We start from the raw sequence: 10,356 nt of genomic DNA, 5'->3' as shown, positions 1-10,356 counted from the left end.
TAGAGCCGAGTTGGGTTCATCGGTACGCAAATGCTGCGCCCGTGCCGTCCGATGGTTACCTGCACCGGATAGACGGCCAAGAACGTTCCCTCCGACCCGGCGGTGGAGACAACGGGTTGGCTCTGCACCCAGGTTGCGGCTGGCAGTCCGTCCACCGGGTAAGGTGAGAGCGAGGCGATTTTCTCGTAGAATATAGAATCGGGGATGAGGGCACTGTGGGTGGCGGCGTACTCATATAACGCGAGGTTGAGGTCGGCCAGGAAGGTGTAGTCGGCCCAGGAACCAGCCAGGGCATCTGCCTCCCCGCTGAGGAGCATCCAGAAGACCGCCGGCACGGTGCGATAGAAGAGATCTGGGACGGCTTTGTAATAGGCGTAGGGCGTGCCGCCCAGGACATCAGCGCCCATCTGGCTCCAGGTGTCGTACATGAGCAGATTGTATTGCGGCGTGCGGCCCAGGATGTCGCGGACGCGCTGATCCCAGAGATATTCGCCCACCAGTTCTGCCCCTGCTTCGGTCATGCCCTCCTCGTTCCAGGAGGCGCTCAGACCGATGCCATCGTGGAAGGCGTGCAACATCTCGTGGGTCACCACGGCATCCCAGCGCGGGTCGTTGTTGGGCAGAGCCCATGTCGTGCCGGTGTAAGGCAGGGTGATTCGGGGATAACTGCTGATGATGATGCGGCCGTTGGAATACCAGAACCAACCGGGAGTGCTGTCATCGAAGTGTACGACCACATGGCGGCTCCGCACCGGCGGGCCGTAGAGTCGGACGGCGACCGGATAGACGGTGAGGAGCAGGTCGAGGATGTACTGCGCGTAGGCCGGGTCCACGCTCTCATCCACGCTGAAAGTGAGTTCCCCGCCGCCAGGAGTGACGGTGACCGGGACCTCCGCCATCCGCAGCCGTTGGGGGATCGGCTCTCCTTCCTCCGTGAATCCTGCCACCACTCCGCCGCAAAGGAACTGATCCCCCGCATCTGGCGCGTCTGCTATGACAGCGTTGACGTGACCCACCAGGAGCGAAAGGAGAACCAGGGCGCAAAATATGGTGCGGAGAGATGGTTTCATCGTCCTGTAGCATACACCACGATGCGCAAGCCGTCAATTGATGTGTGCGCTTGCAGAGAGCCATCCCGTAGGTTCTCTAAAACTAACCCAGGGAAGGTTTGACAAACTGCTATTATCGCCAAATGGCGGCTTGTGGTATAATCTTTTGTGGGAGGCGACCTATGAGCGAGAAACCCGTGATCCTGCTGATAGATGGCAATGCCCTGGTGCACCGCGCCTACCACGCCATACCGCCCTTGACCAGCCAGGATGGCGAACCGACCAACGCCACCTTTGGCTTCACCTCGATGTTGCTCAAAGTGATGTCCGAGTTCCAACCAGCCTATGCTGCGGTCGCCTTCGACGTTGGCCGCACCTTTCGCCACGACCAGTACGTGGACTACAAAGCCACTCGTCCGGCGATGGCCGGCGACCTGGCTCCCCAATTCAGCCGCGTCCAAGAGATCATCGCTGCCTTCGGTATCCCGATGTACTCGGTCGAGGGCTATGAGGCCGACGACGTGTTAGCAGCGCTGTCCGATCAGGCAGCGGAGCAAGGCTTGGAGGCTCTCATCGTCACCGGCGATACCGACACCTTCCAACTCATCCGGCCTGGCGTGCGAGTGCTCATCTCCGGCCGCAAATTCACTGAGACCAAGGTCTATGATGAAGAGGGCATCCGTGAGCGATACGGCCTGGAGCCTGAACAGTTAGTGGATTTTAAGGCTCTTGTAGGGGATGTAACCGACAACATCCCTGGCGTGAAGGGCATCGGGGAGAAGACGGCGGTCAAACTCTTGCAGGCCTACGGCACCATCGAGGGCATCTACGAGCATCTGGATGAGATTGACGCGCCCACGCGCGCGAAACTGCAGGTAGGTGAAGAGAACGCCCGGCGTGGCAAACAGTTGGTGCAACTGGTGCATGACCTCCCTGTGCGCTTGGACTTGAGCAAGAGCCGGGTGGGTGATTTCGATCGCGATGCGGTGATGGCTATCTTCCGCGAGTTGGGTTTCCGCAGCCTGGTGGATCGGGTGCCCGGCAAGCGTGGCGGAGAGCCGCTCGGACAACTACCGCTCTTTGAGACGAAGGAGGCGGCGCGCCCCGCAGCCGTGCCGGAAGCACTGCCCCTCGGAGACTATCGGGTGGTGGATACCCCAGAGGCCCTCGAGGACCTATTGCGAACGCTATCCAGTGCCCACCGCGTGGCCTTGGACGTGGAGACCACCGCCCTGGATGCCATGCGCGCCGATCTGGTGGGCTTGTCGCTGGCTGCCGAACCGGGCTCCGGCTATTACATCCCCCTGGGCCACACCACTGGAAGGCAATTGCCGCTCGAGCAGACCTTGCACCGCTTGCGCCCCGTCCTCTCGGACGCGAAGTTGCCGAAAGTGGCGCACAACGCGGTTTACGATCTCACGGTGCTGGCTGAGTACGGCTTGATGGTAGAGGGCCTTGCCTTCGACACTATGATCGCGGCCTGGATCATTGACCCGACCGGGCGCAACATCGGGCTGAAGGGCCTGGCCTGGGAGCGGCTGGGGGCGGAGATGACGCCCATCACCGACCTCATCGGCAAGGGCAAGGCCCAGATCACCATAGACCAGGTGCCCATCGAGCGCGTCACACCTTACGCCTGCGCCGACGTGGACTTCACCCTTCGCCTGGCCGACATACTGGAACCCGAACTGCGCGAACTCAAGCAGTGGGACCTTTTCGCGAACATTGAGATGCCCCTGGTCCCAGTGCTGGTGGGGATGGAGCGCGCTGGGGTAGCGATAGACGTGCCCTTCCTCCACGCTATGTCGCGGGAACTGCACGAGCGGTTGGTAGCCCTGGAGAAGGAGATCCAGGAGATGGTAGGCTATCCTTTCAACATCAACTCCACGCAACAGTTGGGCGAGGCTTTGTTCGATCGACTGGGGCTGCCCGCCAATGTAACGATCCGGGGCACGAGTGGAGCCTACTCCACTTCGGCTGAGGTGTTGGAGAAACTGCGCGGCAAGCATCCCGTGATCGAGTTGATCCTGGAGCACCGGCAACTCTCCAAGTTGAAATCCACCTACCTCGACGCACTGCCTTTGCTGGTAAACCCGCGTACCGGCCGCGTGCACACCTCATTCAATCAGACGGGTACAGTCACTGGCCGCCTCTCCTCCAGCGAACCCAACTTGCAGAACATCCCCATCCGCACCGAATTGGGCCGCAAAGTGAGGCGGGCTTTCGTGGCGCGGGAGGGCTGCCTGCTCCTGGGAGCGGACTACTCACAAGTGGAACTGCGCATCCTGGCCCATGTCTCGCAAGACCAGAATCTACTTGCCGCGTTCGAGCGCGGCGAGGACATCCACGCCTCCACTGCCGCCACGGTCCTCGGCGTGCCACTGGACAAAGTGACGCCCGAGATGCGACGCATCGCCAAGGCGGTGAACTTCGGCATCGTCTATGGGATGAGCGAGTATGGCCTCTCGCAGCGCACTGAACTATCTGTGGAGGAGTCATCGGAGTTCATCAATAACTACTTCGCCCGCTATCCCCGCGTGCGCGAGTACCTGGCCCGCACCAAAGCCTTCGCCTACGAACACGGCTACGTGGAGACACTGTTGGGCCGCCGCCGCTATTTCCCTGAACTACGCTCGGATAGCAAGGCTCACGCTGGCCTGAAACGCGCCGCGGAGCGCATGGCCATCAACATGCCCATCCAGGGGACAGCGGCGGACATCATGAAGATCGCCATGATCCGCGTGGACAATGCATTGCGCGAGCAGAGGCTGAAGACTCAGATGATCCTCCAGGTACACGATGAACTGGTCTTTGAGGTGCCTCGCGAGGAGATGGATATCGTGCGACCGCTGGTGGAGTCCACGATGGAGGGCGCTTTCAAACTCGATGCCCCGCTGAGAGTTGACATAAAAATTGGACAGAACTGGGAAGAGATGAGTTGACTATGTTGGACCTCAGAGCCGACCTCGCTGAGCGGATTTCCGCCGCCATCCAATCTGCGCAGGAGGGGGGCGATCTGCCGCGCTTTGACCCGCCGGAAATCATCGTGGAGCGCCCGCGGGAGGCAGGCCACGGCGACTTTGCCACGCCGGTCTGCCTGGGGTTGGCGCGTCTGGCGCGGATGGCCCCCTTGCAGATCGCGGAGATCATTGTGCGACAGATGGAGCGCCCCGACTACCTGGGCGAGGTCCAGATAGCGCCCCCCGGCTTCATCAACTTCACCCTCTCCGAGCTGTGGCTGGCCCGACAGGTGGATGCTATCCTCGAGGCTGGGGCCACGTATGCCAATTCGGATATGGGGCAGGGATTGAAGGTGCAGGTCGAATTCGTCAGCGCGAACCCCACTGGGCCGTTGCACGTGGGCAGCGGGCGCAATGCGGCCATCGGCGATGCGCTGGCGAATATCCTGGAAGCGGCTGGCTACGAAGTGCAGCGCGAATACTACGTGAACGACGCTGGCACGCAGATAGACCTTTTCGCCGCCACCCTGTACGCCCGCTATGCCCAGGCCCTCGGCGTGGATGAGCCGCTGCCCGAAGGCGGCTATCAGGGGGCATATATGCGCGAGATGGGCGAACGTCTGGCGGCAGAACATGGCTCGAAATTCCTCGAGATGGATCGCCAGGAGGCATTGACACACTTCCGCGACCTCGGCTTGGAAATGATGCTGGAACGCATCCGCGAGGACCTCGAAGTGATGGGGGTGCGTTACGACCGCTGGTTCTCGGAGCGGACATTATACAAGGACGGATATTTCGACCGGGCGATGGACTTGCTTCGTCGGGGAGGTTATCTGGAGGAGCGAGATGGGGCGGTGTGGTTCAAAGCCAGGGACTTGGGAGCGGACAAAGATGAAGTCGTCGTCCGCTCCAGCGGCTTGCCCGGCTATTTTGCCTCTGATATCGCGTACCATTACGAGAAGTTCCTGGTCCGCGGCTTCGATCGCGTGATTGACGTGTGGGGGGCGGACCACCAGGGGCAGGTACCACGCCTCAAGGCGGCAGTACAAGCCATGGGAGTGGACCCCGAACGGCTGATATTGATCCTATATCAATTGGTCACGCTCAAGCGAGGTGGTGAAGTGTTGCGCCTATCCAAACGCACGGGCGATATGATCACCCTGCGCGAAGTGTTGGACGAGGTGGGGCCCGACGCCACCCGCTTCTTCCTGTTGGCTCGCGCCGCCGACAGCCAGATGGACTTCGACCTGCAATTGGCGGTGGAGCAATCCAACGAGAACCCGGTGTACTACGTCCAGTACGCCCACGCCCGCATCGCCAGCATCCTGAAATATGCGGGCGATATCGATTGGTCGGATGGCGACGTATCGCTGTTGACGCATCCCCAGGAGCTGGCTTTGATTCGTCAGATGATCTTGCTTCCCGAGATTGTTCGGCTGGCGGCAGAGAAACTGGAGCCACATCATCTGCCTCATTATGCCCAGGACCTGGCCAGCACTTTCCATTCATTCTATCGCGACTGTCGCGTGGTCTCCTCGGACCCGGCAGACGCGGCCATCACCAAAGCGCGGCTTAAACTAGTGCAGGCGGCAAAGATCACCCTGGCCCGCACGCTGAACCTGATGGGGATGACGGCACCGGAGAGCATGTAGGTGCAATTGGAACGGGCGGTGGTCAAGAGATTCCAGAACCCAAGATAATTAGGCGCACTCGGTATCTGCCTCTTCTTTCTGGTTACCTTCATGTCTGCCATCCCTTCGCTGGGCCTATACATTGATGACTAGCATTACCTCAATGGTGGGTCCGGAAGTCAGTGCCTTATTTGCTGATCTCTTTGTCGTACCTGGCGGGTCGGGCATTCGTAGTAACAGCGTTTCGGCAGTCCGATCGACTTTCCGAGGTCTGGCCCGGGATCAGTTTGGGGAGGATCGCGCTGCGCGTGTGGCGAGTGTTCGGGTTGAACTTCGGCCAGGCGTGGGAGTATGCCCTCCGCCGGGCAGCAGAACAGGGCATTTAGGCTGCAGTCATAGCCGGGTGCGGGGGTGGGCGTGTTTGCGGTTGTGAGCCTCTTCCTCTCCTGCTGGACTGTCTCCCAGGGTGCTAAGGTGAATGCCCGTGCTTCGTCGCGTTGGGTCTGGTTCGGCCTATTCCTCGTCGGACTTTTCCTGCTGCTCTTGGGTTATGCGGTGCTCATACCGATTGCAGTCTCCATTAGCATCGGAGGCATTGCCTCACGGGTCAACTCGGCGGCGACACTGGGCGCGGCACTGGCCCTGTCCAGTCTCTTCAAACTCGGGAGCGAGATCGCAAGTAGTAGGAGATGGCTGGCCTCGCTCATCTTCCTGGTCCTGATGAGCGGGAGCATTGGCCTAGCCAGTGCTCACCACTATACGATCTGGCAGGACTATGCCAATGCCTGGCAGATACAGAAGGGCATTTGGCGGAGCATGTTCACCCTGGCCCCATCGTTTGCCGATGACTCGTACGTGCTCATAACGGGCCTGCCGAGACCTCAAGGCATTATGAGTCCACTAAACGCTGTCTGGGAAGTGACGGCTGCGCTGCGACTACTGTATGACAACCAGTCTCTTCGAGGGGATGTCCTCTGGGAAGGCGAGTTGGGCGGGATCGGACAAGATGCTGCCGAATACCGGATTCGCTTTTTGCCAGATGGCTTCACGCCCAGGCGTAGCGAAGAAATAATATCATACGAACACCTAGTGTTATTCGAATTCGTGCCTCCGGATGGGCTTCGTTTGATTGAGGGTGCTCCTCCCTGGGCACCGCCCTCCATCCCCGCTCTGCGCACCAACCCAGCACAGGTGAAGACAACGCCCAGTTACTCCCCGGCGAGGGGCATCATCGGTCTTTGACCTGGGTGGGCGATTGTGTGTGTTTGACAACTGGTGTCGAAACCTTTATAATTTTCATCGTCCGGGGCGAATAGCTCAGTTGGGAGAGCGTCTGACTTACATTCAGAAGGTCACAGGTTCGAGTCCTGTTTCGCCCACTGTCAGAATTTGGAGAAGGCACCGGTTCACTTTCTCCTCTGCCGGGGCCTTCGTTTGATGTCATAAGGACGAAGCCATCGTGGCCTATGATTTCAGCGATGCCATCCCGGTTTCGAGCATCGCAGAAGAGTACAAGTATTTGGAAAAGATCGGCTGCCCGGCCTGCGGTGGTTTGCTGGGTCTCGAGAAGCAAATATTGCTGGAGGACAAAGCGGGGCGGCACTATGACCTTCTAGTAGTGCGGTGCCGGGACTGCGGGCACCAGACCGATTTTCTCTTCGATATCCATTCCTTCTTCGGGCGATTGTAGCCATGTCTGTTCACGACATCGTAGAGGCGGAGACACTGCGGTTCGGCACCGGTGGCGTGCCGTTGTCCTCACCCAAGCGTGATAGTATCGCCGGCATCCAGCGACTGCGCGAACTCAAACTGGACTGTATGGAACTGGAATTTGTGCAGCGGGTGGGCATGGGGCCTGAGACCGCCGCCGCGGTACGCGCGGTAGCCGAAGAGATGGACGTTGCCCTCAGCGTTCACGCGCCCTACTACATCAATTTCAACTCTGGCGAGCCAGAAAAGGTGGAAGCCAGCAAAGAACGCCTGCTGGCTGCGGCTCGTGTGGGGGCCTTGTGTGGGGCCCGCAACATCGCCTTCCATCCCGCTTTCTACCACGACGATCCCCCGGAAGTCGTCTACAAGCGGGTGAAGACCATCTTGATGGAACTGGTGGACATCCTGCGCACCGAGGGGGTCAACGCCTGTCTGCGCCCGGAGACAACTGGGAAAGCCAGCCAATTCGGCAGTTTGGAGGAGATCCTGCGCCTCAGCGTGGAGATCAGGGGGGTCTTGCCTTGTGTGGATTTCAGCCATTTGCATGCTCGTTCCGTAGGGGCTTATAATCGCTACGAGGAATTCGCGGCACTGCTGGAGCAGATGCGCGCTGCCCTGGGCCCGGCCGTGCTCCACGATATGCACTGTCACGTGCAGGGCATCGGCTACACCGATAAGGGGGAACAGGAACATCTGCCGCTGGAGGATTCCGATTTCGATTATAAGGCGCTTCTGCGCGCCTTCCGGGATTACGGTGTCAAAGGGCTTGTGGTGTGCGAGAGCCCCAATCTGGAGAAGGATGCGGTCAAATTGCAGCGAGCCTATCGTAGATTGGCCGCTTAATTGTCAAACTCATTGGTCATGGAGGACTCATTTGTGATTGGACAACGCGGATTGCGAACTCAGCGGGCCGAATACTGGCAAGAGTTCGCGGTGCACGACGAGGACCTGGTGCACTTATACGAGTGGCTGACCAGCGACGGGCAGCCTCACACCCTCGACGAGTTGGCGTTGCAGGTGGTGGAGCAGCGCTGTCGGGATGAGGAAGAGTCTCTGGCGAAAGAGGTGGAGCGAGGCCGTATCTACCAGCCGGAGTCAGAGTACCAGGTGGGGGAAACGCTTGTATTCACCGCACTGGACTACGCTGTCGGCGAGGTGATCGCCGTGCGACCAGGTGATAACCCCGCCTACGGTGATTTCAGTGTGATCGCGGTTCGTATGAAGCCACATGGGGAAGTGCGTGAGTTCGCCGCGAACTTCAAGCCCCCTCATGCCCTGAACCGGGCGGCGGAGCGCCAGGCTGCTGGCAGCCGAGAAGTCTCCCCCTCGCAACTCTACCAGATGTACGGCGAAGTTGTCCGAGGGCATCTGGTCAAAGCATTGCGCGCTGACCCCGAGTTTGTACACTGGGATCACATGTGGTTCCTGCGCAGTGCGATGCCCGAGGTTACCATCGGCCACTTGAATATCGCAGAGGCGATGATTGATATGGCGGGGAAACCCCTTCCTCCGCAGGAGATACTCGCTGAATTGGACTTCCCCGCCGGGACGAAGCCGGCGGCGCAACTCTTCGCCCTGAACTACGCCCTCAGCCGCGACGAGCGCTTCACCGATATCGGCACAAGCGACAAGCCATTGTGGTTCCTCACTCGCATGATCCCACAGGCAGTGTTACTGAAACCGCAACGGCTCGTGCCAGTACAGCGGGCTATGGGCGGTGAGTTAATCAACCGCGAATTGCTGGAGTTCGCCGCCGAGTTGCAGGACGAAGCCGACGAACTGCTCACCCTCACCGCTGATATGCCGCCTGTGGATAGTTACACTTTCCCCTTGAGCTATCCCGACCGCCGCGAGGGGACCATTACCTTGACTGCCGCCGCCATGAGCCTCTTCCCCACGGGCCGCAACTCTAGGCTGATGATCTCTTTTCTCGACGTGCGGGGCAAAACGCCGATACGCGGGTGGGTGGTGCCCGATGAGCGCTACGCCTGGGGTCTGGGCGAATGGTATGAGTCCAATGGATTACCAGCGGGCGCTACCATCCAATTGACACGTACCGGGGATCCATTCACCATTGCGGTCTCCTATGAGCCTCGGAGCCGTCGTGGAGAATGGGTCTATTTTGCAGCCATGTCCAATGGCAACTTGACCTTCAGCATTCAGAAGCGCGCCTATACCTGCCGCTATGACCGCTATCTGCTAATGGAAGTGCAGGACGAGGCTATGTTGGACGCCTATGCAACCCAGTTGAGAGAGAAATCCCTGTCCGAGATCGTATTAACCCTATTCCCGGAACTGGCCAAACTGAGCGGGCAGGGCCTAGTGCACGCCAAGACATTGTATGCGGCAGTGAACTTGGTACGGCGTTGTGGGGCCATTCCCATCTTCGCCGAACTGACGCGCCAGGCTTGCTTTGACCCTGTGGGCGGAGGAAACTGGGTATATGACGAGAGCCTCAAGGGTGTCCTCTACACCTCGGCTGCCGAGATGAGCGAACGACCGCGGTCAAGGCGTCAGGACCTGATCCGCGACCAAGTGTACCCTTACGGAATGACCATCGTTCAGGAAGCGCAGAAATGACCGTGCGACTAAAACCAGACCTTAATACCAAGTTTCACATTGACTTCTCCTGGTGGGAGAAACAGAACAGGGACATTCGCATCTACCTGCGTGAATCGCTCTGCCCGGACTGCAAGGCGGCTTACGCGGCTACGCCGGACGACCGAGAAGTGGACTGGGTGGACCCCGAGACGGCAGAGGTAACGCGGGTGGATTCGTTGTGGCAGCGCCTGCGTGCCTGTTGCAGCCTGAAGCCGGGCTATATCACCGAGAACACGCCGGTCATCGAGAGCATTTTCCTCACCTTCCTGGCGAATGGGAATAAACCGCTCTCCGTGGTGGAACTGCACAAACGCATTGACAAGCAGCCGCCGGAAGTTCTGCTGCGAATGCTGACTCGGGGCCAGGTCTATTTGGGCATTCGGCCAGTGTGATCCCCGACGAGAA

The 10,356-nt window shown here is 59.6% G+C and carries 9 protein-coding genes and 1 tRNA gene; 9 read left to right on the top strand and 1 reads right to left on the bottom strand.

The features are described from left to right. Positions 1-1,070 (bottom strand): hypothetical protein (locus tag H5T64_04390; GenBank protein MBC7263581.1); only part of this gene is annotated, 1,070 nt, incomplete at its 3' end. Positions 1,071-1,231: 161 nt separating this feature from the next. Between H5T64_04390 and polA the strand changes: the two genes are divergently transcribed. The 9 genes from polA (at position 1,232) to H5T64_04345 (ending at position 10,343) form a co-directional block, all read left to right on the top strand. Next, positions 1,232-3,991, top strand: a complete 2,760-nt coding sequence (gene polA / locus H5T64_04385) for a DNA polymerase I (protein MBC7263580.1) — start codon at positions 1,232-1,234, stop codon at positions 3,989-3,991. 2 nt (positions 3,992-3,993) lie between these two features. After that, complete coding sequence (locus H5T64_04380) at positions 3,994-5,661, top strand: arginine--tRNA ligase (GenBank protein ID MBC7263579.1); 1,668 nt, start codon at positions 3,994-3,996, stop codon at positions 5,659-5,661. Between the two features lie 161 nt (positions 5,662-5,822). After that, positions 5,823-6,026 carry a hypothetical protein gene (locus H5T64_04375; protein MBC7263578.1) on the top strand — a complete coding sequence of 68 codons (204 nt, stop codon included), beginning with the start codon at positions 5,823-5,825 and terminating at the stop codon, positions 6,024-6,026. Between the two features lie 31 nt (positions 6,027-6,057). Next, complete coding sequence (locus H5T64_04370) at positions 6,058-6,882, top strand: hypothetical protein (protein MBC7263577.1); 825 nt, start codon at positions 6,058-6,060, stop codon at positions 6,880-6,882. Between the two features lie 64 nt (positions 6,883-6,946). Further along, positions 6,947-7,019: transfer RNA gene (locus H5T64_04365), tRNA-Val, on the top strand. Between the two features lie 80 nt (positions 7,020-7,099). After that, the gene (locus H5T64_04360; protein ID MBC7263576.1) at positions 7,100-7,330 is read left to right on the top strand and encodes a hypothetical protein; all 231 of its coding nucleotides are present in this window, start codon (positions 7,100-7,102) and stop codon (positions 7,328-7,330) included. 2 nt (positions 7,331-7,332) lie between these two features. Then, on the top strand, positions 7,333-8,193 hold the full coding sequence (locus tag H5T64_04355; GenBank protein ID MBC7263575.1) for a TIM barrel protein: 861 nt from the start codon (positions 7,333-7,335) through the stop codon (positions 8,191-8,193). Positions 8,194-8,226: 33 nt separating this feature from the next. Next, the gene (locus tag H5T64_04350) at positions 8,227-9,930 is read left to right on the top strand and encodes a hypothetical protein (GenBank protein ID MBC7263574.1); all 1,704 of its coding nucleotides are present in this window, start codon (positions 8,227-8,229) and stop codon (positions 9,928-9,930) included. After that, positions 9,927-10,343, top strand: coding sequence for a hypothetical protein (locus H5T64_04345; GenBank protein ID MBC7263573.1), 417 nt, complete (start codon positions 9,927-9,929; stop codon positions 10,341-10,343). The genes H5T64_04350 and H5T64_04345 overlap by 4 nt, the downstream gene beginning before the upstream one ends. Positions 10,344-10,356: the final 13 nt, after the last annotated feature.

This window comes from Chloroflexota bacterium (assembly GCA_014360825.1).
Classification (GTDB): domain Bacteria; phylum Chloroflexota; class Anaerolineae; order UBA2200; family JACIWT01; genus JACIWT01.
The sequence above is the reverse complement of the archived record's forward strand: the minus strand, read 5'-3'. Positions and strand labels throughout refer to the sequence as shown.